The organism is Jatrophihabitans sp., assembly GCA_036389035.1.
Taxonomy (GTDB): Bacteria; Actinomycetota; Actinomycetes; order Mycobacteriales; family Jatrophihabitantaceae; genus Jatrophihabitans_A.
The window spans coordinates 40,153-64,585 of record DASVQQ010000026.1 but is presented as its reverse complement, the minus strand read 5'-3'; the positions used below and the strand labels follow the sequence as shown (position 1 = coordinate 64,585).

Sequence of the window (24,433 nt, the reverse complement as noted above, 5' to 3'; positions counted from 1 at the left end):
GCCGGCCGGCGCTCAGCCGAGCGCGCCGCGCACCGAGACGTGGCCCTTGAGCAGGTTGCGGGCGATCGTCCGGCGTTGGATCTCGTCGGTGCCCTCATAGATCCGCAGCAGCCGCAGCTCCCGGTACCAGCGCTCGACCGGCAGCTCCCGGGTGTAGCCCATCCCGCCGTGGACCTGAAGCATCCGGTCGACGATCTCGTTGGCCTTGACGCCGCCGTACAGCTTGGCGATCGACTGGGCCTGCCGGGAGTCCAGGCCCGAGTCGACCTGGAAGGCCGCCGACAGCACCAGCCAGCGCAGCGCCTCGATCTCCACCGCGGAGTCGGCGATCATCCACTGGATCGCCTGCCGTTCGGCGATCGGCTTGCCGAAGGTCACCCGGGTGCGGGCGTGCTCCATCGCCATCTCGACGAGCCGCTCGCAGGCGCCGAGCGCGCGGGCCGGCAGCAGGTACCGGCCGCGGCCGATCCACTGCATGGCCAAGGCGAAACCCTGCCCGACCTCGCCCAGGACGTTGCGGGCCGGCACCCGCACCTCGTCGAAAACCAGCGCCGCCGGGCCCCACTCGCCCATGGTGTCGATCGGCTCGGACTTCCAGCCCATCTCGCGGTCGGCCAGGAAGCAGGTCACCCCGCCGTTGACGCCCTTCTCGGCGTCGGTGACCGCGAACACCATGGCGAAGTCGGCGTCCGCGCCGCCGGTGATGAACGTCTTCTCGCCGTTGATGACCCAGTCCTCGCCGTCCTGGCGCGCCGAGGTGCGGATCGCCTGCAGGTCCGAGCCCGCGCCCGGCTCGGTGATCGCGAAGCAGGACCGCCGCTGGCCCTCGATGGTCGGCAGCAGGTACTTCTGCTTCTGCGAGTCGTTGGCGTGGAACAGGATGTTGTCGGCCGCGCCGCCGAAGTAGAACGGCACGAAGGTCCGGCCCAGCTCGACCTCGACCAGCGCGGTCATCACCGCGGACAGACCCATGCCGCCGTACTCGACGGGCGTCTGGATGCCCCAGAAGCCGAACTTCCTGGCCTTGGCCCGAAGCTCGCTGACCTCCTCGTAGCTGATGCCCGGCTGGCCGGCCCGTTCCCGGCGCAGCACCGTCGGCTCCAGGGGCGCAATCTCCCGCTGGACGAAGTTGCGCACCCAGTCCCGGGTCTGCAGCTCTTCTTCAGTCAGGGAGAAGTCCATAGCCGGGGTGTCCTCATCGCTAGCGCCGAACGAAGCTTCCTCGAATCTAACCGGCGCGAGCCATCAGGGTTCGATGACGATCTTGCCGACCAGCTCACCGGCCTGCATCGCGGCCAACCCGTCGGCCACCTGCTCCAGCGGCAACGTCCGATCGATCCGCGGCCGCAGGCCGGTCACCCGCAGGAAGGAGATCAGCTCGCCGAGCTCGGCGCGGGTGCCCATCGTGGAGCCGATCACCTGCAGCTGCAAAAAGAAGATCCGGTTCAGCTCGGCCGGCGGCATCGCCCCGGAGGTGGCTCCGGAGATCACGATCCGGCCGCCGGGCCGCAGCGACTTCAGCGAGTGTGACCAGGTGGCCTCCCCGACGGTCTCCAGCACCGCGTCGACCCGCTCGGGCAGCCGGGCGCCGGAGGCGAAGGCCTGGTGGGCGCCCAGCTCCAGCGCGGTGGCCTGCTTGGCCTCGGTGCGGGCGGTCGCCCAGACCCGCAGCCCGGCGGCCCGGGCCAGGCCGATACACGCCGAGGCCACCCCGCCGGTGGCGCCCTGCACCAGCACGGTGTGCCCCGGCCGCAACTCGGAATTGACGAACAGCATCCGGTAGGCGGTCAGCCAGGCCGTCGGCAGGCAGGCCGCCTCGGCGAAGGACAGCTCAGCCGGCTTGGGCAGCAGGTTGGCGGTGGGCACCGTCACCAGTTCGGCCAGCGCGCCCTGGTGCTTCTCGCTCAGCAGCGAGCGGCCGGGGTCCAGGGTCTCGTCGCCCGACCAGTCCTCGGCGCTGATCACCGAATGCAGCACCACCTCCTGGCCGGTCGCGGTGTCGACGCCGGCCGCGTCGCCACCCAGGATCATCGGCAGCTGGCTCTCTTTGATGCCGACCCCGCGCAGCGTCCACAGGTCGTGGTGGTTGAGGCTGGCGGCCTTGACCCGCACCGTGCTCCAACCCGGCCGCGGTTCGGGCTCGGGGCGCTCGCCGACCACCAGCCCGTCCAGCGGGGCGTCCGGGTTCAGGGCACTGGCGTAGGCAGCTCGCATGGCACGACCCTAACGCCACCTGGCTCGCAAGGCGTCAGCTCGCGAGTGTCAGCGCGCGAGGTCCAGGTCAGGACGGTAGAGGTCGAGCCACATTGCCAGATCCAGCGTCCGCTCCAGGCCGAGCCGGGTCAGCCTCTCCAGGACGGCTGAGTCGTCACCGACCGCGCCGGCCAACCAGTTCCGGTCCACCAGTTCGAAGACGGCGTGGTTCGGATCGGACAGGACCTCCCTGCCCTGCTCCTGAAGTTCGCGCGTGTAGTACGGGTCCTGGGTGGACGGGTACGCGCTCTTGGCCCGCCACGCGACCGACTTCGGCAGCATGTCCTTGACGGCCCCGCGCAGCAGGCTTTTCTCCTTGCCGTCGTAGTTCTTCATCGCCCAGGACGTGTTGTACACGTACTCGATGAGCCGGTGGTCGCAGAACGGCACCCGGACCTCCAGCCCGACGGCCATGCTCAACCGGTCCTTGCGGTCGAGAAGGTTGCGAATGAACCGGGTCAGGTGCAGGTAGAGCATGATGCGCATGCGGTGTTCGAAGTCGTCGTCGGAGTCTGACCGCTCGACCTCGGCCACCGCCTTGTCGTACATGTCCTGCCGGTACTCTTCCAGCCTCAGCCTGGCCAGCAGGTCCGGCCGCAGCCCGGTCCCGTCCTTGTCCAACGGGCCTATGCTCATCGCGATCCACGGGAACGCGCGTGCCTGCTGGATCTGCGGAACGCGCATGTGCCGGTACCCACCGAAGATCTCATCGGAGGACTCGCCGGACAGGGCCACGGTCGACCGCTTCCGGATCTCCTTGAACATCAGGTACAGCGAGAAGTCCATGTCGCCGAGGTTCACCGGGATGTCCCGCGCGAGCAGTACAGCCTTGCGCACCTCGGGATCGGCCAATGCCTTCGAGTCGAGCACGATATCCAGATGGTCAGACCCCACGTGACGTGCGACGTCGTGCACGTAGGGCGCATCAGCCGTGACCTGAAAATCGTTGGACTCGAAAGTGTCTGCGTAACCTCTGAAGTCCACCGAGAACGTCCGTACCCGCTCGCTTCCCAGGTGGGACGCGGCCAGAGCGGTGAGAGTGCTCGAGTCCAGGCCGCCTGACAGCAGCACGCAGCGCGGCACGTCGGCGACGAGTTGGTGGCTGACGCTGTCGTCCAGCAGTTCGCGGATCCTGCTCACCGTGACGCCGAGGTCGTCGGTGTGCGGGCGGGTCTCCAAGCGCCAGTAGGTGCGTTCGCGCAGGCCGTGCTCGTCCACCGTGACGATCGTGGCAGGCTCCACCTGCCGCATTCCTGACCAGAAATTCTTCCCCGGGTTGTAGGCGTAGGAGAACGCCTCACGCAACCCGTCCATGTCGACTACCCGCTTGGCGATTGGATTGGCCAGGATCGCCTTGGGTTCCGAGCCGAACAGCACACCGTCGGCCGTGGGGTAGAAGTAGAAGGGCTTGATCCCAATCCGGTCGCGGACCATGACCAGCTTCCGGTCCCTGGCGTCCCAGATCGCGAAGGCGAACATGCCGATAAGCCGCTCGGCCACTCCCGCGCCCCACTGGAGGTAGCCGCGCAGTATCACCTCGGTGTCGCTGGCGGTGGTGAACTGCTCGCCCCCGCGCGTCAATTCCTCGCGTAGCTCGACGAAGTTGTACACCTCACCGCTGAAGACCAGCGTCACCTCGCCATGGGGGGTATGGGCCGACATCGGTTGCACGCCACCGACAAGGTCGATCACCGAGAGCCTCCGGTGCCCCAGGGCGGCGTTGCGGTCCGTCCACGTACCTGATGCGTCCGGACCTCGACACGCCATGGTCTGCGTCATCGCGTCCAGGGTTTCCCCTTCTCGGGTCAGATCTCGGTCGAACGACACCCAGCCGGTTATTCCACACATCTGCCAGTCTCCTGTCGGTTTCTTGGCTCGCGGATGGCACGTGCAGAACCCCCATGGACCCCCGTCCGGCGTGTGGTCGGACCACCGCGTCGGGGCTTTCGGCCAGGTCCTCCGGTAGGCCAAAACGGAAAGAATGCTTCATCAGCATTGCTGAAGAGGGCAGGGGAGTTTCTTGGGCATTGCCGGATTAAAGGTATTCGATTGAAAGTTACTGATTTGAGACTGATAGGGGTCGAGCGCGCTGTCAAAGGCGGCGGCCGCGCCGCCGTGCTGCGGGCTCCTCTAGGCTGATGCGGTGGCACTTCCCCGCACGCCCTGGCGTCGGCGTCCGTTGCTGGTGCTGATCATTCTGGTTCTGCTGCTGGCGATCGGTTACACCGCCCGGGCGTTCGACGGTGACTCCCGGACCGGCTCGTGGCCAGGCGGCTCGCACCTCAGCGGGCCGCACCTGGTCACCGGCTCGACCGGCTTGAACCCGCGAGCCGGTAGCTGACCCAGCCGGCCTAAGCCGCAACTCCCACGACGCCGGCTGCGCAACCTTCACCAATTTTAGGGATGACGCGCCATTTCGCCGCAGTGAGGATTAAGGCGTAAAGCCCGCGGAGCCCGGGGCAAAGAATAAGTTCCGTTGTCTTAATGGTGCCCCCGTTGAGGGGCTTTCGAAAAGCGAGAGGGGTTTAAACATGACTTCAGGGAACTATGATCCTCAGGTTCAGAACATGGTGGAGGTTCTCACCGAGAACGGCTTCCCGACTTTGGGCAGATATCTTGCGGAAGAAATGGATCCCAGCAAGCCTGGCGGGGCTTCCGACGAGGTCGATGCGCTGAAAGTGTGCGTCGAAGATGCGGTGCGGACGTTCGTGGAAAGCAGGTCGAAGTAGGCTGGGACACCGCGGCGTGCTTCCCAGGTCTGTTGCCTGAAAGAGCAAGGCTCGGATCTGGGATCAGAGTCGAAGGGTCGTACCGTTCCACTAACTTCGATGTGGCAATAGGCCGATGCGCCGACGCCGGTCGGGACGGTACGACCTGACCCACCGTAGTTCCTGGTAAGCACGTGAACGGCCACGTTGAATCAAGCAAAAGCGGCGCCATTTCGGGTCGCTTTTGCGTTCATCGGCGCCAAGGCGCACGTGAGCGGGTTTACTCCGCCTCTGCCGCCCAGGACGGCGGCCGCTTGGCGGCGAAGGCCGCGATGCCTTCCTGCGCCTGCGGGCTGGCGAAATAGCCGGCCGACAGCCGGCTCATCTCGGCGAGTTCCTCGGCCATCGACAGCGAGCCCCGGTCCCGGCGCAGCAGCTGCTTGACGCCGGCCAGCGCCGCCGGCTCGCACAACCGCAGCATCGCGGTGTAGCGCGCCACCTCGGCCGGGACGTCGTCGCTGACGCTGTTGAGCAAGCCGATCTCGCGAGCGCGGTCCGCGCCGAAGGTCTCACCGGTCAGGAACAGCTCCAGCGCCGGACGGGGCGCCACCCTGGGCAGCACCGGCACCGAGATCACCGCAGGCACCAGGCCCAGGCGCACCTCGGTGAACGCGAAGTCGGCGTGCTCGGCGCCCACCGCGATGTCGCAGGCGGCGATCAGGCCGATGCCGCCGGCGCGCGCCTTGCCCTGGACCTGCGCGATCACCGGCTTGTCGAATTCCCAGAGCCGTTGCAGCAGCGCGGGAAACGCCACGATCGGCTGATCCTCGGCGGCGACGCCGGCCACGGTGGTCAGGTCCATCCCGGAGGAGAACACCGGGCCGGTGTGGCCCAGCACCACGCTGCGCACCCTCGGGTCCGCCGCTGCCTCGTCCAGCCGCTGGCGCAGCTGGCCGAGCAGGTCCGCCGATAGCGCGTTGCGCCGCTGCGGGGCGTCCAGGGTGATCCGGGCCACGGATTCGGCCACCTCGTATCCGACCGTGCCGACCGTTCCGGAACTCGCGCCGGCAGCCTCTGAACTGGTGCTCACACCTCTCCAACCCCTCGGTGGGTAGCCGCCGGACAGCACGCGGGCGAGCGGCTTTTCGCACCTGTCGGCGGGTCGGGTGCAGCCGTGCGCTGTAGGCATTCAACACTGGTGCCATGCCATCCGCACTGCCGCTCGGCGATCCGGCGCCGTCCAGCGGTCGCCTGACCGAGACCGCGCTGCTGAGCCTGCGCGCCCAGCCGCTCGGCTTCTACGTGCACGTGCCGTTCTGCGCGAGCCGGTGCGGCTACTGCGACTTCAACACCTACACCGCCCAGGAACTGGGCCCCGGGGTCAGCCAGGGCTCCTACGCCGACACGGTGCTGGCCGAGATCAGGCTGGCCCGCACCGTGTTGCCGGCCAGCGCGCCGCCGGTCTCGACGGTGTTCTTCGGGGGCGGCACGCCCACCCTGCTGCCGGCCGAGCACCTGGGCCTGGTGCTGGCCGAGATCGGGGCGGAGTTCGGGCTGGCGCCCGACGCCGAGGTCACCACCGAGGCCAACCCCGAGTCGGTGACGCCGGCCTACCTGGCCAAGCTGCGGGCAGCCGGCTTCACCCGCATTTCGCTCGGCATGCAGTCAGCCGTCGGGCACGTGCTGGCGGTGCTGGAACGCCAGCACCGGCCACAGCGGGCGGTGCAGGCGGTGGCCGAGGCCCGGGCGGCGGGATTCACCCACGTCAACCTCGACCTGATCTACGGCACGCCGGGGGAGACCGACACCGACTGGCAGGCATCACTGGACGCCGCGATCGGCTCGGGTGCTGACCATGTCAGCGCCTACGCCCTGATCGTCGAGGACGGCACCGCGCTGGCTCGCAAGGTTGCCTCCGGCGCGGTGCCGGCCCCGGACGACGACGTGCTGGCCGATCGTTACCTGCAAGCCGATGACACGCTGGCCGCCGGCGGCTTCAGCTGGTACGAGGTGTCGAACTGGGCCCGGACGTCCGAGGCCAGGTCCCGTCACAACCAGCTGTACTGGGCCGGGGCGAACTGGTGGGGAGCGGGTCCCGGCGCGCACAGCCACATCGGCGGCACCCGGTGGTGGAACGTCAAGCACCCCTCCCGCTACACCGCGGCGCTGGACGCCGGCCGCAGCCCGGCAGCCGGCCGGGAGACCCTGGACGAGCGGGCCCGGCTGACCGAGCGGCTGATGCTCCAGGTGCGGATGGTCCAGGGCCTGCGGCTGGACACCCTGCCCGGGGCGGCCACCCGGCACGCCGAGCAGTGCCTGAGCTGGGGGCTGGCCGAGCGCGAGCCGCTGGCCCGCGGCCGGCTGGTGCTCACCCAGCGCGGCCGGCTGCTGGCCGACGCCGTGGTGCGCGACCTGCTCGACGTGCTCCAGCGGTAACCGCCGGCCCAGGCCTCAGGGGCGCTTCTTGGGACGCAGCTCGTCCAGGTCGAGCACCCGGACGTGCAGGGTGTGCCGCTGCTGCAGGGCCGCCCGGACCGCCCGGTGCAGGCCGTCCTCGAGGTAGAGCTCGCCGTCCCACTGCACGGCATGCGGGAACAGGTCGCCGTAGAAGGTGGAGTCCTCGTCGAGCAGCTTGTCCAGCGCCAACTCGCGCTTGGTGGTGGTCAGCTCGTCCAGTCGCACCGGCCTGGGCGCGACGTTCGCCCAGTCGCGGGTGGACAACTTGTGGTCGGGGTAGGGCCTGCTGTCCCGTACCGCCTTGAAGATCACGTGGCGCACCTTCCGCTTTCGAGCGCGTGTTCTGCGCGAACACCGTTGTGCACCCTAACCGTTGTCACCCCGGCGACGGTGACGTGTTGGCAGCTCGGCACGGTTGTCACACCCTGGCGGGCCCGGTCCAACTAAGCTGGAGGCCGGATCGGTGTGAGGAGGCGATGAGATGAACGTAGAGGAACGCAAACTCGAGGTGCTGCGCGCGATCGTCGAGGACTTCATCGCCACCAACGAGCCGGTCGGCAGCAAGGCGATCGTCGACCGGCACAACCTGGGCGTGTCGCCCGCCACGATCCGCAACGACATGGCGGCCCTGGAGGACGAGGGCCTGATCCACCAGCCGCACACCTCGGCCGGCCGGGTGCCGACCGACGCCGGGTACCGGATCTTCGTCGACCGGCTGACCTCGTTGAAGCCGCTGTCGGCGGCCGAGCGGCGGGCGATCGAGAAGTTCCTGGACACCGCGGTGGATCTGGACGGGGTGCTGCAGAACGCGGTCCGGGCGCTGGCCCAGCTGACCCGCAACGTGGCCGTGGTGCAGTACCCGTCGCTGTCGCGCTCCCGGGTCCGGCACATGGAGACGGTGCTGCTGAGCCCGTCCCGGCTGATGCTGGTGCTGATCACCGACACCGGACGGGTGGAGCAGCGGGTCGTCGAGCTGCCCGGGCCGGTCGAGCCCGACGACGTCGCCGAGCTGCGCACCACCCTCAACGCCAAGCTGCGTGACAAGCGGCTGGCCGAGGCGCCGGCGATCGTGTCCGAGCTGCCCGCCGCGGTGCCGGGGCACCTGAGCGGCCTGGTGGGCATCCTGAGCGCGGTGCTGCTGGAGGCTTTGGTCGAGCACCCGTCCGAGCGGGTGGTGCTGGCCGGCTCGGCGAACCTGACCGAGCGCTCGCTGGACTTCCCGGCGATCCGGCCGGTGCTCGAAGCCCTGGAGGAGCAGGTGGTGCTGCTGCGGCTGCTGGACCAGCAGTCCAGCACCACCGGCCAGGTGCTGGTGCGGATCGGTGGCGAGAACAGCTACGAGGGGCTGCAGACCACCTCGGTGGTGTCGGCGGGTTACGGCCCCAGCGGCATGTCGCTCGGCGGGGTGGGAGTGCTCGGGCCGCGCCGGATGGACTACGCCCACACCATGGCCAGGGTGGCCGCGGTGGCCCGCTACGTCGGGGATCTGCTGGCCGAGGGCTGATCTGCTGCCGGCGCGGCGAGCCGGCCGGCACTTTTCCGTACACTCGACCTGAGTGTTTGGCACTCAGGGTTGCTGAGTGCCAGTAGAGACTGAGGTGGATGCACCGGTGGCAGGTACCGTCCGGAATTACTACGGGATGCTCAACGTCGGCAGCGACGCGACGGCAGAAGAGATCAAGCGCGCGTACCGCAAGCTCGCCCGTGAGTTGCACCCTGACGTCAACCCGGACCCGCAGGCGCAGAACCGGTTCAAAGAGGTCACCACCGCCTACGAGGTGCTGTCGGACCCGGAGAAGCGCCGGATCGTCGACCTGGGCGGTGACCCGCTGGCCACCGCCGGCGCGGGCAACGGCAACCCGTTCGGGGCCGGTTTCGGCGGCTTCGGCGACATCTTCGAGACCTTCTTCGGGGGTGCGGCCGGCGGCGCCCGCGGCCCGCGCAGCCGGGTGCGCCAGGGTGCTGACGCGCTGCTCCGGATCGAGCTGAGCATGGCCGACATGGCCTTCGGCGTGCAGAAGGACATCGCCGTCGAGACGGCGGTCACCTGCCAGACCTGCCATGGCGACGGCTGCGCCCCGGGAACCCGGCCGCGGACCTGTGACACCTGCGGTGGCCGGGGCGAGGTCCAGTCGATGCAGCGCTCGCTGCTCGGGCCGGTGATGACCAGCCGGTCCTGCCCGACCTGCGGCGGCACCGGCCAGCAGATCCCGTCACCCTGCCTGAGCTGTTCCGGCGAGGGCCGGGTGCGGGCCCGCCGGACCATCTCGGTCGACGTCCCGGGCGGCATCGAGGACGGCATGCGGATCCGGATGACCGGCCAGGGCGAGGTCGGCCCGGGCGGCGGTCCCGCCGGTGACCTCTACATCGAGGTCACCGAGCAGCCGCACGAGACCTTCACCCGCGAGGGCTCGGACCTGCACTGCACGCTGGCGGTGCCGATGACCGCCGCGGCGCTGGGCACCGAGCTGACCCTGACCACCCTGGACGGCGAGGAGCGGGTCGAGATCCGGCCCGGGACGCAGTCCGGAGCGGTGATCACGCTGCGTGGCAAGGGAGTGCCCCGGTTGCGCAGCACCACCCGGGGCGACCTGCACGTCCACGTCGAGGTGCGCACCCCGACCCGGCTCGATGACGCGCAGGAGAAGCTGCTGCGCGAGCTCGCCGAGTTGCGCAACGAGGACATCGGCATGGGCGGCAACCGCGGCGGGCTGTTCTCCAAGGTCCGCGACGCCTTCGGCACCCGCTGAGCCGGCCGTCCGCGCCGTGACGCCGCCGCTGTTCCTGGTACCCGGGCTCGGCGACGGCGACACCATCGTGCTGAGCGGCGCGGAGGCTCATCACGCGGCCACGGTGAAGCGGCTGGCGGTGGGGGAGCAGGCGCTGCTGGCCGATGGCCGCGGTGGCTTGGCCGAGGTCCGGGCCAGCCAGGTGAGCTCTGACCGGGTGGTGTTCCAGGTGCTGTCGCGCACCTCGCTGCCCCCTGCTGAGCCGCGGCTGGTGGTGGTGCAGGCGCTGCCCAAGGGCGAGCGGGCCGAGCTGGCGGTGGAGTTGCTGACCGAGCTGGGCGTGGACGAGATCGTGCCGTGGTCGGCTGCCCGCTCGATCGGCCAGTGGAAGGGTGACCGGGTGGCCAAGGGCCTGGCCAAGTGGCAGCGGGCGGCGCAGGCGGCGGCCAAGCAGAGCCGCCGGGCCCGGATTCCCGAGGTGTCGGAACTGGCCGGCAGCGACCAGGTGGCCGACCGGGTCGCTGCCGCCGGGTTGGCGCTGCTGCTGCACGAGGAGGCGGATGAGCCGCTGAGCCGTCTCAGCGTTCCGGCCGGCGGCGAGCTGCTGCTGGTGGTGGGTCCCGAGGGCGGCCTGACGCCGGACGAGTTGGCGCTGTTCACCGGCCGCGGCGGTCGGCCGGTGCGGTTGGGGGCGGAGGTGCTGCGGACCTCGACCGCCGGCGCCGCCGCGCTGGCGGTGCTGTCGGTGGCACTGGGCCGGTGGGGCTGAGCCGGTGGGGCTGAGCCCAACGCGGTCGGGCGCTCGCGCTAGCGTCTTGCCCATGGTCGAAGACTGCCTGTTCTGCAAGATCGTCGCCGGCGAGGTGCCGGCCACCGTGGTGCTCTCCGGCGCCGACTGGCTGGCCTTCGAGGACATCGGGCCGAAGGCGCCGGTGCACGTCCTGGTGGTGCCCAAGCGGCACCTGGCCGACATCGGTGAGCTGGGCTCCGACCCGGCGGTCGCGGCGGCGGTGGTCGCCGGCATCGGCGCGGTGGCCCGGCATCTGGGCCTGTCGGCCTACCGGACGGTGTTCAACACCGGCGCGGCGGCCGGCCAGTCGGTCTTTCACGCGCACGCCCATGTGCTCGGCGGGCGCGACCTGGGCTGGCCGCCGGGCTGAGCCGGGAGGCACCGGGCCGTTGTGGCCCGGCTTAGGATGGAATAGACCCGGGCATAACTACAGTTTGGTTATAGCAAGGTACGGGTAAAGTAGAAGGCACCAGGCTCTCAGCGTCCTCCAGAGACAGAAAGCAGCGCAGAAGCACTTGTCGGAACCGACACCAGCACGGCCACGCCAACGCGTCCAGACTCCGTTCGTGGTCCCTGGGAAGCTGTCGATGGTGGGCCTGCTCGGACCGCGTGACGAGCTCCTGAAGCTCATGGAAGCGCGACTGGACTCCGAGATCCATGTGCGCGGCAACGAGATCACGGTGACCGGTGAACCCGGCGACAACGCTCTGGCCATCAGGCTCTTCGAGGAGTTGGTTCAACTTATGCAGTCCGGACACGACCTGACCGCGGACTCGGTGGGCCGCACGCTCGGCATCTTGCAGGCCGACACCGAGCAGCGGCCGGCCGAGGTGCTCAGCCTGAACATCCTGTCCCGGCGCGGCAAGAACATCCGGCCCAAGACGGTGAACCAGAAGCGCTACGTCGACTCCATCGACGAGCACACCATCGTCTTCGGCATCGGCCCGGCCGGCACCGGCAAGACCTACCTGGCGGTGGCCAAGGCGGTGCAGGCCCTGCAGGCCAAGCGTGTCAACCGGATCATCCTGACCCGGCCGGCGGTCGAGGCCGGCGAGCGCCTGGGCTTTCTGCCCGGCACCCTCAACGACAAGATCGACCCGTACCTGCGCCCGCTGATGGACGCCTTGCACGACATGCTCGATCCCGAGTCGGTGCCCCGGCTGCTACAGGCCGGCACCATCGAGGTCGCGCCGCTGGCCTATATGCGCGGGCGCACCCTCAACGACGCGTTCGTGATCCTGGACGAGGCCCAGAACACCACGCCCGAGCAGATGAAGATGTTCCTGACCCGGCTCGGTTTCGGGTCAAAGATCGTGGTCACCGGTGACATCACCCAGGTGGACCTGCCCAACGGCTCCAAGTCCGGGCTGCGGGTGGTCCGCGACATCCTCAGCGACGTCGAGGACATCGAGTTCGCCTATCTCGACTCCAAGGACGTCGTGCGCCACCAGCTGGTGGGCAACATCGTCGAGGCGTATTCCAAATACGACGACGCGAGCTAGGGCGGCTGACGCCGATGAGCGGCTCACCCGAGCCTGAGCGGTCGAGCCGAGTGGCGAATGAGCGTTCATGAGCATTGAGGTAAACAACGAGTCCGGCGTGCGTGTCGACGAGCGGGCGATCAGCTCGGCCGCCCGGTACGTGCTGGACTCCCTCGGCATCAACCCGTTGGCAGAGCTGTCCATCCTGGTGGTCGACGAGGCAGCCATGTCGACGCTGCACAAGCAGTGGCTGGACCTGGACGGCCCGACCGATGTGATGGCCTTTCCGATGGACACCCTCGACGACAAGCCAGGGCTCGAGACCGACCCCGGCCCGTCGTTGCTCGGCGATGTGATCCTGTGCCCGTCGGTCGCGGCCAAGCAGGCCGAGGAGGCCGGGCACAGCACCGACGCCGAGCTGTTCCTGCTGACCACCCACGGCGTGCTGCACCTGCTCGGCTATGACCACGGCGAGCCCGAGGATGAGCGCGAGATGTTCGACTTGCAGTCCCGGCTGGTCACCGGTTGGGCCGAGGCCACCGGCCGCGGCCCGATCCGAACGCCGTTGCCCGGCACCGCCGGCCAGAAACGCGGCTAGGGCTGCTGGCATGAGCGGGCTCTATCTGGTGCTGCTGATCGTGGCGCTGCTGCTGGTGCCGGTTGCCGGAGCCCTGGCGGCGGTCGACGCCGCGCTGGCCCGGGTGTCGGTCGCCCGGGTCGAGGAGGAGTACGTCCGCGAGGGCCGGCGTGGCGCGGTGTCGCTGTCCAAGGTGCTCAACGACCGGGCCCGGCACACCAACCTGATCCTGCTGCTGCGGGTCGCGGCCGAGCTCACCGCCACCGTGTTCGCCACCGTGGTGGCCACCTCGGAGTGGGGCACCAACTGGCCGGTGGTGCTGCTGACCGTCGCGGTGATGGTGGTGGTCTCCTACGTCCTGATCGGGGTGGGCCCGCGCACCCTGGGCCGTCAGCACGTCTATCCGGTGGCGCTGGCCGGCGCCGGTCCGGTGCTCTGGCTGGGCCGGGTCTTCGGCCCGCTGGCCTCGCTGCTGATCCTGCTGGGCAACGCGCTCACCCCGGGCAAGGGCCTGCGTGACGGCCCGTTCTCCTCCGAGGTCGAGATCCGCGAGCTGGTGAACCTGGCGGAGTCGCGCGGCGTCGTGGAGCGCGGCGAGCGGGAGATGATCCAGTCGGTCTTCGACCTCGGTGACACGATCGCCCGCGAGGTGATGGTGCCGCGCACCGAGGTGGTCTGGATCGAGAGCACCAAGACCGTGCCGCAGGCGCTGGCGCTGGCGCTGCGGTCAGGTTTCAGCCGGATTCCGGTGGTGGCCGACAACGTCGACGACGTCGTGGGGATGGTGTACCTCAAGGACCTGGTGCGCCGCGCCCAGGACCAGGAACGGGCCCGGCAGACCAAGCTCGACGAGGTGATGCGGCCGCCCACCTTCGTGCCGGAGTCCAAACCGGTCGATGAGCTGCTGCGCGAGATGCAGGCCCACTACCAGCATCTGGCCATCGTCATCGACGAGTACGGCGGCACCGCCGGCCTGGTGACGATCGAGGACATCCTGGAAGAGATCGTCGGTGAGATCCGCGACGAGTACGACGTCGAGCGGGTGCCGGTGGAGAAACTGGATGACGGTTCGCTGCGGCTGACCGCCCGGCTGCCGGTGGAGGACCTCGGCGAGCTGTTCGGGGTCGAGCTGCCCCGCGGCGACGATGTCGAGACGGTCGGCGGGCTGCTGGCCCAGCTGCTCGGCCGGGTGCCGATCGCCGGCTCGTCGGCCACCGCCTACGGCCTGCAGCTCACCGCCGAGAGCGTGGGCGGGCGCCGAAACCGGATCGACACGGTGCTGGCCCGCAGGGTGGAAGAGGTCGAGGATCGCGAGGATGAGGATGCTTGAGGCGCCGGTCGGTGAGGACGGCTCGCTGCAGGGCGAGGACGCCAAGCTGGTGACCCTGGCCCGCGCCACCCGGGCCCGCACCGGCGCGGCCCAGGGCGCGGCCGTGCGCGACACCGACGGGCGCACCTACGCGGCGGCGAGCGTGGCGCTGCCCTCGCTTCGGCTGTCGGCGCTGCAGGTGGCGGTGGCGATGGCGGTCTCCGCCGGCGCGCCGGGCCTGGAGGCAGCGGTGGTGCTGTCCGCCGGCGCCGAAGGCGACCCGGCCGGTGCCGCGGCGGTGGCCGAGCTGACGCCGGCGGCGGTCGTGTACGCCGTCGACGAGCGCGGCCGGCTGCCTGCCTGAGGTCAGCGGTCAATCGCCCGGAAACACCACTCCCGGCCGGGGGCGGCTTCACGTTCAAGATGCGCTGAGCCGAAGCGCCGTCGCGTTCGAATCAAGCCGCGCCGCGCGGTCATCAGCATTGCGACGGGCGGAGGCAGCGTCATCCCCGCAGGTCCAGTTCGACCAGCGGCTCGGACCGGAGGTGCCTGACGAATCCGGTCGGGCTGGTGTCCCACTCGTCCGCGGTCAGCACCGTGACGTTGACATCACGGCTGAGCTTGCGGGAGGCGCTGTCGGCTTCCCTGCGGATCGCGTCAACGTCTGCGCTGCCGACGACCATGAGGTCGACGTCCTGGGGAAGTGGGCCTGGTTGGCCGTGGTAACGGCGCGCCCATGAGCCGTAGATTAGCGCGCGATCGACACCGAGCAGCCCGCGAAGTTGGGTTTCCAGGACAGCCTTCGGTCCGATGGTCTTGAGCAGGATCGAGTGGAGTTCATTGAAGATGGGAGAGATCGTGTTTGCCCAGACGCTGCGTCGGCCGCTGCGCAATTCGGTCTCGAGCAGGCCGGCCTCGACGAGCCGCTCGACCTCGCGCGCGACTGTAGGCTGCGGACGGCGGGATCGCTCGACGAGTTCAGGGATCGTGAAGTGGCGCTCTGGCTCTAGGTAAGTGGCGCCAAGGATGTGCAGCTGCGTGTCGCTGCGGAAGATCGGCGCAAGCCGAGGCGGAGCTGTACTCACACAACGCATTGTGTCATGCGTTGTGTGAGTAATCAAGTACAGGTACAGCCGTATCGGTGGCTGCGATTGCTGCGCACGGCTGGAAACGGCTACCGGACTGATCCTTGTCAAGTGCTCGGCGCGAGGGTCGACCTGCCGACCCGTGGTTCTCGGGACCCGGGCAAGGCTGGGAGGATGGCTGGTGTGACCGGGTCTTCCACCAGCTACCGCTCTGGCTTCTGCGCGTTCGTGGGCCGTCCCAACGCCGGCAAGTCGACGCTGACCAACGCCCTGATCGGCTCCAAGATCGTGATCACCAGTGACAAGCCGCAGACCACCCGTCGGGCCGTCCGCGGGGTGCTCAGCCGGCCGGATGGCCAGCTCGTGATCGTCGACACTCCCGGCCTGCACCGGCCCCGGACGCTGCTGGGCCAGCGGCTCAACGACGTGGTGCGCGAGGCGCTGTCCGAGGTGGACGTGGTGGGCTTCTGCATTCCGGCCAACGACAAGATCGGCCCCGGCGACCGGTTCATCGCCGCCGAGCTGCAGGCGCTGAAAGCTCCGGCGGTGGCGATCGTCACCAAGACCGACACGGTCAACAAGCAACGGGTCGCCGAGCAGCTGATGGCGATCAGCAAGCTCGGCGAGTTCGTCGAGATCGTTCCGGTGTCGGCCCGCGCCGGTGACCAGGTCAGCCTGCTGGCCGATCTGCTGATGGCGCGGCTGCCCGAAGGCCCGCAGCTGTACCCGGTGGAGATGACCACCGACGAGAGCGAGATGAGCCGGATCGCCGAGTTGATCCGCGAGGCGGCGCTGACCGACGTCCGCGACGAGCTGCCGCACTCGATCGCGGTCACGGTGGAGGAGATGAACCCGCGCGAGGGCGGCGCGGCCGGCGGCCGGTTGCCGCTGATCGACATTTTCGCGACCCTGCACCTGGAGCGCTCCAGCCAGAAGCCGATCATCCTGGGCAGCGGTGGCAGCCGGCTGAAGCGGATCGGCGCCGACGCCCGGCGCGGCATCGAGGCGCTGCTGGGCCGGCGGGTCAACCTCAACCTGCACGTCGCGGTGATGGGCGAGTGGCAGCGCGACCCCAAGAAGCTCGATCGGCTCGGCTTCTAGACCGTGCTGAACCGCTACCGAGCCGCCTTTGCGATACCCGGGACGGTGGAATTCTCCGCCGCCGGATTCCTGGCGCGGATTACCCTGGCCATCTACCCGATCGCGATCGTGCTGATCATCTCGGGGCGCACCAATTCCTACGGCTTCGCCGGAGTGGTCAGCGGGTGCTACGTCCTGGGCGGCGCGGTCGGCAACCCGGTGGCGGCGGTGCTGGTCGACAAGCTCGGGCAGCACCGGGTGCTGCCATGGTTCCTGATCGGCCACCTGCTCTCCACCGCGGCGTTCGGCGCGCTGATCACGGTGCACGCGCCGCTCTGGACGCTGGTCGCGCCGGCGGTGCTGATGGGCATCACCATGCTCAACATCGGCGCGCTGGTGCGGGCCCGCTGGTCCTACATCTGGCCCGGCGAGGCCCCGGAGCGCTCGACCGGCTACTCGATCGAATCCACCCTGGACGAGGTGATCTTCGTCCTAGGGCCGCTGGTCGCCACCGTGCTGGCCATCCATACCCACCCGCTGGTGACTCTGGGACTGGCGCTGCTGGTGATCAGCATCGGCACCATGTGGCTGGCGGCGCTGCGGTCCACCGAGCCGCCGGTGCGGATCCGAGTGGCCGGCGAGCGACACGAGTTCGCCTTGCGGTTTCGGGGGATGTCGCTGATCACCGGGTGCATGGTGTTCATGGGCGCGGTCTTCGGCAGCGTCGAGGTGACGATGATCGCCTTCTGCGGCCAGTACGGCCAGCGGGCCAGCGCCGGCTGGGTGATAGCCAGCTTCGCCGCCGGCAGCGCGGTGTCGGCCCTGGTCTACGGCGGCCGGCACTGGCGCTCGTCGCTGCTGCGCAGGTTCACCGTCAGCGCCGTGCTGTTCGGGTTGATGCCCCTGCTGCTGTTCGCCGCGACCAGCGTGGGAGTGCTGGCGCTGATCGCGGGGGTGATCGGGCTGGGGATCGCGCCCACCCTGATCGGCGCGTTCAGCCTGGTGGACTCGATCGTGCCGGCCAACTCGCTCACCGAGGGCCTGACCTGGATCGGCACCGGGCTGTCGGTCGGGTACGGCCTGGGCGCGGCGGTGGTCGGCGGCATCGCCGACGAGCACGGCGCCCGGCTGGCGTTCTCGGTGCCGGCCGGCTGCGCGCTGGCCTCGGCGGCGTTCGCGATGCTGCTGGCGGCCCGGCTGCGCCGCGTGGTGGCCGACGCGCCGGCGGTTCCGGTCAGCTGAGGACAAGCGTGGCGGTGCTTGCCGGGCAGCTCCGCGTACTCGTCGGCTAGCTCTTATTGCCGACCGTGCCGACCGTGCCGACCGTGCGCGGCACGCGCGTGGTCGTCGCACGTGCCGGACCTTGACCCTGACCAGCTCGCCGAGCGTTCTGAGCAGTCGCTCAAATTTATGCCTCGAACCTCTTGAGCGAGTGCTCAAGAAATGGTTCAATTGAGCAGTCGCTCAAAGTGGTGCCAAGCATCCGAGCCGACGTCACGTCCGAAGACCACCACAATCCAAAGGAGCCTCTGATGAGTGAGCCGATCCAGCCCGACCCCACAGACGACAACGGCCAGACGCTGCCACCGCCGCCGGACAAGCAGCCCGGCGACGACCCGCCGATGGAGCCGAATCCGTATATGGGCGGCGGCAAAGCTCCGGCCTGACCCGAGCCGAGACAGGGTTGGGGGACGGCATGGACGACATAGGCACGCTGCGGCACCGGTTCCTGATGATCGGGCGAGGGCTGTACCTGGGCGTTCTCTGGGGTGTGGTGCTCGGTGAGGTCACCCTGGCCGGCTGGATCGGCTTCGGCGTCCTCGCTCAACCGGACCTGGGAAGACCCCCCGACGTCGGCAAGTTCGTACTGGGCGGACTCATCTGGGCGGTGATGTTCTTCCCGCTCGCCGGTGCGATCGGCGGTCTGGTCGCGGGAAGCGTCGCTTTGATGGCCGGTCTGGCACTGGCTCTCAGCGGGCGGAGCGACCTCCGTCGGATGCACCGCGCTCGGCTGGTCACCGGCAGCGCCGCGGCAGCGGCACCGTTGGCGTACTGCTTGGACCGGGCCCGCCCGACGGAGGGCTACGTCATAGCGGCCGGCGTGGCCGCGGTGGCCGTCGTGGCCGCGGTGCTGCTGACCCCGCGAATCGTCAACGGGCCTCCGCCGGCCGTCAACGCCCCCGTGCCGATGCCGCCTCGAATACCACCGGGAGCACCGATGCCGTCCTTGGACAGCGGCCTGAGCGAGGCGGCCACGAAGTGGAACCCCTTCCTGCTGATCGTCCGGGGACTGGGCTGGGGCGCCGTCGGAGGCGGGACGCTCGGCGTCCTTGTCGCCCTGCCCACGGTGGCGCTTTTCGGTCTCGCCTCGACGACGGCCAGCAGGGATGTCGGGCAACTGGTGACTTTTCTCGCGATCGCAGGTTTGGTTGCCATGGAGTGGGGAGCTGTCGTCGGAGCAGCGCTCGGCTTGGCGGCCGGCTTGGCGCTGGCCCTCAGCGGCCGGCGCGTGGTTCAGCGGATGCGCCGAGCGCGGTTGATCACCGCAAGCGTCGCGGCGGCGATACCGCTGGTGAAGGCGCATTTCTTCAGCGAGGCGTGGGGCCTGCACCTCGGCCATGCCCAAGCCGAGGCCTTGGCCGTGCTGGGCGCCTACGCCGCGGTGCTGCTGACCCCGCTCGTCGTCCATGGATGGCCTTCTCGGCTTCACGGGTGGTCTGGCGGCGGCACTCAACGCGAGCGAGGTGAGCAGCCCGGTGCCCGGCTCGGCTGATCGCTGGCGGTGCCGCGGCAGCGGTACCGTTAGCGATCATGTCCTACCTCGGCCGGTCCTGGATACGGGACCACTTGGGCTCGGTCCCACCAGTCACCGGCGCCGCCCGGTGAGCGGTGACACCCGTGAACGGCTGCTGGCAGGTGCCATCGCGACGCTGCGGGACAAGGGCATCGCCGGCACGTCGGCCCGGTCAATCGCCGCGGCCGCGGGCGTCAACCAGGCCCTGGTCTTCTACCACTTCGGATCGGTGGACGAGCTGATCATCGCCGCCTGCCAGAGCGCGACCCAGGCGCGGGTGGCCCTGTACTCCGACCAGTTCGCCGAGGTCACCTCGTTGCGTGAGCTGCTCACCGTCGGGCGGTCCCTGCACGAGGTCGAGCGGGCGGCCGGCAACACCCAGGTGCTGGCCCAGGTGCTGGCCGCCGCGCAGCAGAACGCCATCCTCGCCGAGGCGGCCAGGCAGGCGCTGAACCTGTGGATCAACGAGATCGAGCAGACCCTGCAACGCATCCTCAGCGACAGCCCGATCAAGGCCGCCCTGGACATCCCGGGCCTGGCCCGCGGGCTCGCGGCCGCGTTCATCGGCCTGGAGCTGTACGAGGCGGCCGACCCGGAGTCCTCCGAGCACGCCCTGGACGCCCTGGCCCAGGTCGCGGTGCTGACCGAGGTGCTCGATGACCTCGGCCCGGTCGCCCGCCGGGCCCTGCGCAACCGGCTGCGCCGCAGCCAGGCAGCACGCGCCAGCGACCAGTAGGACCAGCGATCAGCGAGGCCTCGCGACTTCCTGCGAGGGCGTCGAGTCCTCACCTTTCCTGCGAGGGCGTCGAGTCCTCACCTTTCCCGCGGCCCCGCTCGGCGCCGCTTTCCCATGCAACAGCTGCTGGGTTCTTTGCGTATTAACAGGGCACGTTGCAGTACTTCTTTATTAAGGGGGTGAAAGTGGCGAACTTGGAATCAGAATTACCGAGGTCGATCCACTTCGCCCAGAGAAGTGCCTGGGCAACTCTGCAACGAGCCAATCTGGACGCGTCATTGGGTTTCCTTGCCGCCCGCAGCAAGTTCGCTGGGTCACTGAACGCGCGCGGGCATCCCACGGTGGCCGGTGTTGAAGTCGTCGGAATCGGATTGGGCGCCATTCGGCGATCGTTACGAAACCGGACCTGCCGCGAACTGCTGTCCATCGGCACCGATAGCACCGCCGAGAGCTTCGACGCTTGCCACGCCGCTGACTACCGGCTCCTCACCTCAGGCACTCCGCTGATCTCGCTCTATGACTACGACAGCACTGACGAGGATGGGCACGCCGAGCTGTTGCGCCGTCGCGGATGGGGCAATTCTTACTACTGCTCTTCCCGCGTCCAGCTCAAGATCTATGACCGCCGCTGCGTCGTGATGGAGATCCCGCCGGTGCGCGGGGAGCGCACGGTCATCGCGGTCACCGACCGTGCGGTTCTCGTTGAAGCGCTGCGGTACTTCCGGACCGTCCAGCGCACCGCGACACCCATCGAGCTGCCCGAGGCCGAGACGGCGGAGGTGGCACCGGCCTTCAGCCCGCGACAGCACCGAGTCATCCAGTCCCTGGCGCGAGGCCGTACGGATCAGCAAATCGCCGCCGAACTCCGCATCAGCCTGCGTACCTTGCATTACGACGTCGCGCACATCAACCGCGAGCTGGGAGTCACCTCGCGGTTCGCGGCGGGCGTCCGACTCGCGCAGTTGGGCATGCTGACTCCGTGATCAGGTCGACGGCCAGCCACCGTCGCGCAGTCGACAAGTCTGGGACGATGGAGGGGTGCCGCTCTACCGTGACGAAGCCGTGGTGCTGCGCGTCCACAAGCTGGGCGAGGCAGACCGGATCGTCACCCTGCTCACCCGCCGGCACGGCCGGATCCGGGCCGTCGGCAAGGGCGTGCGGCGCACCACCTCGCGCTACGGCGCCCGGCTCGAGCCCGGCAGCCACATCGACGTGCAACTTCACACCCGGACGGCTGTGCCGGACGCCGAGCGCGGGCACCCGCGACACCACGGGCTGGATCTGGTTACCCAGGTCGAGTCGGTCGACAACTACGGCGCCCGGCTGGCCTCGGACTACCCCGGCTGGACAGCGGCCGTGGCGATCTGCGAGACCGCCGAACGGCTGACCCCCGAAGAGGGCGAGCCGGCGCTGCGGCAGTACCTGCTGGTGGTCGGCGCGCTGCGGTCCCTGGCCGACCGCGACCACGAGGCCACCCTGATCCTGGACGCGTTCCTGATCCGGTCGATGTCACTGGCCGGCTGGGAGCCGGCGCTGGCCGAGTGCGCGGTCTGCTCGGCGACCGGCCCGCACGGGGCTTTCAACGTGCCGGCCGGCGGCGCGGTCTGCCCGAACTGCCGCCCGGCGGGCTCAGTCCGCCCCCAGGCCGGTTCGCTGAGCCTGATGGCGGCGCTGCTGTCAGGTGACTGGACCGGCGCCGAGGCCACCGCGCTGGACCTGCGCCGCGAGGCCAGCGGCCTGATCGCCGCCCACCTGCAGTGGCACCTGGAGCGCGGCATCCGGTCGCTGCCGCTGGTGGACCGCTAACCGGCTGAGCGCCCAGCCAGCCATCGCCACCGCGCCGAGCCGGCGTACTACGGTGACCCAATGCCCGCCCGCCGCCCGTCCTGGCCGGACCCGCCGCCGCATCCCAGCGGCGCCCGGCCACCGGCGATCGCGCCCGACCTGCTGCCCCGGCACGTCGCGATCGTGATGGACGGCAACGGCCGGTGGGCCAACAGCCGGGGCCTGCCGCGCACCGAGGGCCACCGGGCGGGCGAGGCGGCGCTGATGGACGTGCTGTTCGGGGCGATGGAGATCGGCGTGCCGGTGGTGTCGGCCTACGCGTTCTCGACCGAGAACTGGCGACGCTCACCCGACGAGGTCCGGTTTCTGATGGGCTTCAACAAGGACGTGATCCGGCGCCGGCGCGATGAGCTCAACGGTTACGGCGTCCGGATCCGTTGGGCCGGCCGCCGGCCGCGGCTGTGGCGCAGCGTGATCAGCCAGCTCGAGGACGCCGAGCAGTTCACCGAGCGCAATGACCGGCTGACCCTGCAGTTCTGCGTGAACTACGGCGGACGCGCCGAGGTGGTCGACGCCACCCGCCGCCTGGCCGAGCTGGCCGCGGCCGGCAAGATCGACCCGGCCAAGATCGATGAGAAGATGTTCGCCCGCTACCTGGACGAGCCCGACCTGCCCGACGTCGACCTGTTCGTGCGCACCTCCGGGGAGCAGCGCACCTCGAACTTCCTGCTCTGGCAGTCGGCCTACGCTGAGCTGATGTTTCTCGACACCCCGTGGCCGGACTTCGACCGCCGGCACTTCTGGGCGGCCTGCGCCAGCTACGCCTCCCGGGACCGCCGGTTCGGCGCCGCCATCGACGCCAGCAGCAGCCACGCCGACGCCAGAAACGCCAGCAGCAGCAGCAGCCACGCCGGCGCCAGAGATGCCGACGCCAGCAGCCCTGGCGGCGCCTCGTGATCGCGCTGCTGCAGTTCCGGCCAGACGACGACGCCGAGGAGTTCCAGGCCGAGCGGTTTCAGGCCGAGGCCGAGCAGGCGCTGCGGCTGCTGGCCGAGCGTCCGGGCTTCGTGCGGGGCTCACTGGGCCGGGCCACCGATGACGCCGGCAGCTGGCTGCTGCTGACCGAGTGGGAGTCGGTCGGCGCCTACCGCCGCGGCCTGGGCGGCTACCAGGTCAAGTTGAGGGCCACCCCGTTGCTGTCCCAGGCGCTGGACCAGCCCAGCGCGTACGAGCAGCTGCTGCGGATCGAGCCGGGCGGCCAGGAGACGGCCCGAGCCAGTGACCGCGCCGCCGACGCCGATTGGGGCAGCCGGCTGGCAGGCAACTGAGCGGCGCTGGCGTGGCCGGATCGCGTTCGGCGCCGGATCGGTAGATTGGTCGCCTGGCAGCAGATCACGGAAAACGGCCCAGGTGGCCTGACGAGCGCGGTGAGGTGAGCATCCTGGCGGCAACCGAGTCCGAAGTGGCCGCCACGGCAGGCACGGCCGCCACGGCAGGCGCCGACCCCGACCCGGCCGGCGACGGCCGCCGCGCATCGGGCAGAACCCGACTGCTCTCCGATCGGACGCTGGCCAGGGTGCGCTGGACCGCCATCGCGGTGTGGGCCGTGGCGATGCTCTACTGGATCAATCGGGTGGGGCTCACGTTCGACCGCAACACCCTGATCATCTACGTCTGCGGCGGATTGCTCGCTGCCAGCATCGGACGGCGGGGCGCGCTGAGCGTCCTGCGCGACTGGCTGCCGTTCGCCGCGACCCTCGTCGTCTATGACCTCACCCGGGGCGCTGCGGACGCGCTGGGCCGTCCCACCGAATGGCACCTGCCACTGGACGTCGACCGTTGGATGTTCGGCGTCCAGCCGACCGTCTGGCTGCAGTCGCAGTTGAAGGAGCCCTTTCCGCCGTGGTGGGAAGTGGGGGTCAGCCTGGTCTATGTCTCCTACTTCCTGCTGCCGTGGGCGGTGGCCGGCCTGCTGTGGCTGCGGGACCGGGTGGCCTGGCGCGAGTTCGCGGTCCAGTTCGTGGGAATCTCGTTCATCGGCCTGACCTGCTTCATCGCCTATCCGGCAGCGCCGCCCTGGGCAGCCTCGCAGTGCACAGCGGCTGAGGTGGTGGGCGGCCCGTCGAATCCCGGCTGCATCAACGAGAAGGTCGGCACGATCACCTCCGGCGGCATGCTGGGCAAGGTGGACCCGCGCCATGGCGGCGCCGCGCCGTACGCCGAGCGGATCGCCACCCGCGGCTGGAACGGGCTGGGCATCCCGCAGGCCAAGGCGCTCATCGACGAGGGCCAGGCCGGTGTGAACGAGGTCGCGGCGGTGCCATCCCTGCACGCGGCCGTCGCGGGGCTGCTCACGGTGTTCTTCTGGCCCCGGGTCCGCCGCCGCTGGCGACCGCTGCTGGCCGCCTACTCGCTGGCGATGGGGTTCGCGCTGGTGTACTCGGCTGAGCATTACGTCTTCGACATCCTGCTGGGCTGGGCGGTCACGGCAGCAGTGACGATCGGCTTCGCCTGGTGGCAGCGCCGCCGGCAGGCAGGCTCGGACCGCCAGCAGTCCGGTTCCCACCGCGAGGTCCCGTCCGGCGCTGGCGAGAAGCCGATGGCCGCTACCGATACCCTGGACGGATCGTCCCCGAGCCGTTCCTGATG

Annotated in this window: 27 protein-coding genes; 21 read left to right on the top strand and 6 right to left on the bottom strand. The window is 69.7% G+C overall.

Annotated elements, in window-relative coordinates:
* Nucleotides 1–12: 12 nt before the first annotated feature.
* The 3 genes from VF557_15510 to asnB all read right to left on the bottom strand — a co-directional run bounded on the left by VF557_15510 (nucleotide 13) and on the right by asnB (nucleotide 4,101).
* Nucleotides 13–1,182: an acyl-CoA dehydrogenase family protein gene (locus VF557_15510; protein ID HEX8081617.1), complete on the bottom strand. Its 1,170-nt coding sequence runs from the start codon at nucleotides 1,180–1,182 to the stop codon at nucleotides 13–15.
* Between the two features lie 63 nt (nucleotides 1,183–1,245).
* Nucleotides 1,246–2,214: a zinc-binding dehydrogenase gene (locus VF557_15505; GenBank protein HEX8081616.1), complete on the bottom strand. Its 969-nt coding sequence runs from the start codon at nucleotides 2,212–2,214 to the stop codon at nucleotides 1,246–1,248.
* Between the two features lie 48 nt (nucleotides 2,215–2,262).
* Nucleotides 2,263–4,101 carry an asparagine synthase (glutamine-hydrolyzing) gene (asnB, locus tag VF557_15500; protein HEX8081615.1) on the bottom strand — a complete coding sequence of 613 codons (1,839 nt, stop codon included), beginning with the start codon at nucleotides 4,099–4,101 and terminating at the stop codon, nucleotides 2,263–2,265.
* A gap of 295 nt (nucleotides 4,102–4,396) precedes the next feature.
* On the opposite strand from asnB, the gene VF557_15495 reads away from it, so the two are divergent.
* Nucleotides 4,397–4,594, top strand: coding sequence for a hypothetical protein (locus VF557_15495; GenBank protein ID HEX8081614.1), 198 nt, complete (start codon nucleotides 4,397–4,399; stop codon nucleotides 4,592–4,594).
* 226 nt (nucleotides 4,595–4,820) lie between these two features.
* On the top strand, nucleotides 4,821–4,982 hold the full coding sequence (locus tag VF557_15490; protein ID HEX8081613.1) for a hypothetical protein: 162 nt from the start codon (nucleotides 4,821–4,823) through the stop codon (nucleotides 4,980–4,982).
* Between the two features lie 259 nt (nucleotides 4,983–5,241).
* Here VF557_15490 and VF557_15485 read toward each other — a convergent pair whose 3' ends face one another.
* The gene (locus VF557_15485; GenBank protein ID HEX8081612.1) at nucleotides 5,242–6,051 is read right to left on the bottom strand and encodes an enoyl-CoA hydratase-related protein; all 810 of its coding nucleotides are present in this window, start codon (nucleotides 6,049–6,051) and stop codon (nucleotides 5,242–5,244) included.
* Between the two features lie 113 nt (nucleotides 6,052–6,164).
* Between VF557_15485 and hemW the strand changes: the two genes are divergently transcribed.
* A complete protein-coding gene (gene hemW, locus VF557_15480; protein ID HEX8081611.1) occupies nucleotides 6,165–7,397 on the top strand; it encodes a radical SAM family heme chaperone HemW in 1,233 nt (410 codons plus the stop codon).
* A 15-nt stretch (nucleotides 7,398–7,412) separates the two neighbouring features.
* On the opposite strand, the gene VF557_15475 is transcribed toward hemW, so the two are convergent.
* Nucleotides 7,413–7,730, bottom strand: a complete 318-nt coding sequence (locus VF557_15475; GenBank protein ID HEX8081610.1) for a type II toxin-antitoxin system VapB family antitoxin — start codon at nucleotides 7,728–7,730, stop codon at nucleotides 7,413–7,415.
* A 169-nt stretch (nucleotides 7,731–7,899) separates the two neighbouring features.
* Between VF557_15475 and hrcA the strand changes: the two genes are divergently transcribed.
* From hrcA to VF557_15435, 8 genes are all read left to right on the top strand, one after another.
* Nucleotides 7,900–8,922 (top strand): heat-inducible transcriptional repressor HrcA, encoded by a 1,023-nt coding sequence (hrcA, locus tag VF557_15470; protein HEX8081609.1) that lies wholly within the window; start codon nucleotides 7,900–7,902, stop codon nucleotides 8,920–8,922.
* A 106-nt stretch (nucleotides 8,923–9,028) separates the two neighbouring features.
* Nucleotides 9,029–10,168 (top strand): molecular chaperone DnaJ, encoded by a 1,140-nt coding sequence (gene dnaJ, locus VF557_15465; GenBank protein ID HEX8081608.1) that lies wholly within the window; start codon nucleotides 9,029–9,031, stop codon nucleotides 10,166–10,168.
* Between the two features lie 16 nt (nucleotides 10,169–10,184).
* Nucleotides 10,185–10,916: a 16S rRNA (uracil(1498)-N(3))-methyltransferase gene (locus VF557_15460; protein HEX8081607.1), complete on the top strand. Its 732-nt coding sequence runs from the start codon at nucleotides 10,185–10,187 to the stop codon at nucleotides 10,914–10,916.
* A gap of 52 nt (nucleotides 10,917–10,968) precedes the next feature.
* Nucleotides 10,969–11,307 carry an HIT domain-containing protein gene (locus VF557_15455; GenBank protein HEX8081606.1) on the top strand — a complete coding sequence of 113 codons (339 nt, stop codon included), beginning with the start codon at nucleotides 10,969–10,971 and terminating at the stop codon, nucleotides 11,305–11,307.
* Between the two features lie 196 nt (nucleotides 11,308–11,503).
* Nucleotides 11,504–12,439 (top strand): PhoH family protein, encoded by a 936-nt coding sequence (locus tag VF557_15450; GenBank protein HEX8081605.1) that lies wholly within the window; start codon nucleotides 11,504–11,506, stop codon nucleotides 12,437–12,439.
* A gap of 67 nt (nucleotides 12,440–12,506) precedes the next feature.
* Nucleotides 12,507–13,016 (top strand): rRNA maturation RNase YbeY, encoded by a 510-nt coding sequence (gene ybeY / locus VF557_15445; protein HEX8081604.1) that lies wholly within the window; start codon nucleotides 12,507–12,509, stop codon nucleotides 13,014–13,016.
* A gap of 10 nt (nucleotides 13,017–13,026) precedes the next feature.
* On the top strand, nucleotides 13,027–14,325 hold the full coding sequence (locus tag VF557_15440; GenBank protein HEX8081603.1) for a hemolysin family protein: 1,299 nt from the start codon (nucleotides 13,027–13,029) through the stop codon (nucleotides 14,323–14,325).
* On the top strand, nucleotides 14,312–14,668 hold the full coding sequence (locus VF557_15435; protein HEX8081602.1) for a cytidine deaminase: 357 nt from the start codon (nucleotides 14,312–14,314) through the stop codon (nucleotides 14,666–14,668). Before VF557_15440 ends, VF557_15435 begins: the two co-directional genes overlap by 14 nt.
* A gap of 139 nt (nucleotides 14,669–14,807) precedes the next feature.
* Here the strand turns inward: VF557_15435 and VF557_15430 are convergent, their stop codons facing one another.
* Complete coding sequence (locus VF557_15430; GenBank protein HEX8081601.1) at nucleotides 14,808–15,389, bottom strand: MarR family transcriptional regulator; 582 nt, start codon at nucleotides 15,387–15,389, stop codon at nucleotides 14,808–14,810.
* A 183-nt stretch (nucleotides 15,390–15,572) separates the two neighbouring features.
* Here VF557_15430 and era point away from each other — a divergent pair, with 183 nt between their 5' ends.
* The 10 genes from era (at nucleotide 15,573) to VF557_15380 (ending at nucleotide 24,431) form a co-directional block, all read left to right on the top strand.
* Nucleotides 15,573–16,490, top strand: coding sequence for a GTPase Era (gene era, locus VF557_15425; GenBank protein HEX8081600.1), 918 nt, complete (start codon nucleotides 15,573–15,575; stop codon nucleotides 16,488–16,490).
* A gap of 45 nt (nucleotides 16,491–16,535) precedes the next feature.
* Complete coding sequence (locus tag VF557_15420; protein ID HEX8081599.1) at nucleotides 16,536–17,711, top strand: MFS transporter; 1,176 nt, start codon at nucleotides 16,536–16,538, stop codon at nucleotides 17,709–17,711.
* A gap of 290 nt (nucleotides 17,712–18,001) precedes the next feature.
* Nucleotides 18,002–18,136 carry a hypothetical protein gene (locus tag VF557_15415; protein HEX8081598.1) on the top strand — a complete coding sequence of 45 codons (135 nt, stop codon included), beginning with the start codon at nucleotides 18,002–18,004 and terminating at the stop codon, nucleotides 18,134–18,136.
* A 29-nt stretch (nucleotides 18,137–18,165) separates the two neighbouring features.
* Nucleotides 18,166–19,242, top strand: coding sequence for a hypothetical protein (locus VF557_15410; protein ID HEX8081597.1), 1,077 nt, complete (start codon nucleotides 18,166–18,168; stop codon nucleotides 19,240–19,242).
* Nucleotides 19,243–19,351: 109 nt separating this feature from the next.
* The gene (locus tag VF557_15405; GenBank protein HEX8081596.1) at nucleotides 19,352–19,999 is read left to right on the top strand and encodes a TetR/AcrR family transcriptional regulator; all 648 of its coding nucleotides are present in this window, start codon (nucleotides 19,352–19,354) and stop codon (nucleotides 19,997–19,999) included.
* A 185-nt stretch (nucleotides 20,000–20,184) separates the two neighbouring features.
* The gene (locus VF557_15400) at nucleotides 20,185–20,982 is read left to right on the top strand and encodes a LuxR C-terminal-related transcriptional regulator (protein ID HEX8081595.1); all 798 of its coding nucleotides are present in this window, start codon (nucleotides 20,185–20,187) and stop codon (nucleotides 20,980–20,982) included.
* 55 nt (nucleotides 20,983–21,037) lie between these two features.
* On the top strand, nucleotides 21,038–21,805 hold the full coding sequence (gene recO / locus VF557_15395) for a DNA repair protein RecO (protein HEX8081594.1): 768 nt from the start codon (nucleotides 21,038–21,040) through the stop codon (nucleotides 21,803–21,805).
* Between the two features lie 60 nt (nucleotides 21,806–21,865).
* Complete coding sequence (locus VF557_15390; GenBank protein HEX8081593.1) at nucleotides 21,866–22,741, top strand: isoprenyl transferase; 876 nt, start codon at nucleotides 21,866–21,868, stop codon at nucleotides 22,739–22,741.
* The gene (locus tag VF557_15385; GenBank protein HEX8081592.1) at nucleotides 22,738–23,112 is read left to right on the top strand and encodes an antibiotic biosynthesis monooxygenase family protein; all 375 of its coding nucleotides are present in this window, start codon (nucleotides 22,738–22,740) and stop codon (nucleotides 23,110–23,112) included. The genes VF557_15390 and VF557_15385 overlap by 4 nt, the downstream gene beginning before the upstream one ends.
* Before the next feature lie 104 nt (nucleotides 23,113–23,216).
* Entirely contained in the window at nucleotides 23,217–24,431 is a 1,215-nt protein-coding gene (locus VF557_15380) for a phosphatase PAP2 family protein (GenBank protein ID HEX8081591.1), read from the top strand.
* Nucleotides 24,432–24,433 lie beyond the last annotated feature (2 nt).

Bases quoted from the DNA above. Each gene is read 5' to 3' on its own strand.
- VF557_15510 (HEX8081617.1), bottom strand. From the start codon at position 1,182: ATGGACTTCTCCCTGACTGAAGAAGAGCTGCAGACCCGGGACTGGGTG.
- VF557_15505 (HEX8081616.1), bottom strand. From the start codon at position 2,214: ATGCGAGCTGCCTACGCCAGTGCCCTGAACCCGGACGCCCCGCTGGAC.
- asnB (HEX8081615.1), bottom strand. From the start codon at position 4,101: ATGTGTGGAATAACCGGCTGGGTGTCGTTCGACCGAGATCTGACCCGA.
- VF557_15490 (HEX8081613.1), top strand. From the start codon at position 4,821: ATGGTGGAGGTTCTCACCGAGAACGGCTTCCCGACTTTGGGCAGATAT.
- hemW (HEX8081611.1), top strand. From the start codon at position 6,165: ATGCCATCCGCACTGCCGCTCGGCGATCCGGCGCCGTCCAGCGGTCGC.
- hrcA (HEX8081609.1), top strand. From the start codon at position 7,900: ATGAACGTAGAGGAACGCAAACTCGAGGTGCTGCGCGCGATCGTCGAG.
- VF557_15455 (HEX8081606.1), top strand. From the start codon at position 10,969: ATGGTCGAAGACTGCCTGTTCTGCAAGATCGTCGCCGGCGAGGTGCCG.
- ybeY (HEX8081604.1), top strand. From the start codon at position 12,507: ATGAGCATTGAGGTAAACAACGAGTCCGGCGTGCGTGTCGACGAGCGG.
- VF557_15440 (HEX8081603.1), top strand. From the start codon at position 13,027: ATGAGCGGGCTCTATCTGGTGCTGCTGATCGTGGCGCTGCTGCTGGTG.
- VF557_15435 (HEX8081602.1), top strand. From the start codon at position 14,312: ATGAGGATGCTTGAGGCGCCGGTCGGTGAGGACGGCTCGCTGCAGGGC.
- VF557_15415 (HEX8081598.1), top strand. From the start codon at position 18,002: ATGAGTGAGCCGATCCAGCCCGACCCCACAGACGACAACGGCCAGACG.
- VF557_15410 (HEX8081597.1), top strand. From the start codon at position 18,166: ATGGACGACATAGGCACGCTGCGGCACCGGTTCCTGATGATCGGGCGA.
- VF557_15390 (HEX8081593.1), top strand. From the start codon at position 21,866: ATGCCCGCCCGCCGCCCGTCCTGGCCGGACCCGCCGCCGCATCCCAGC.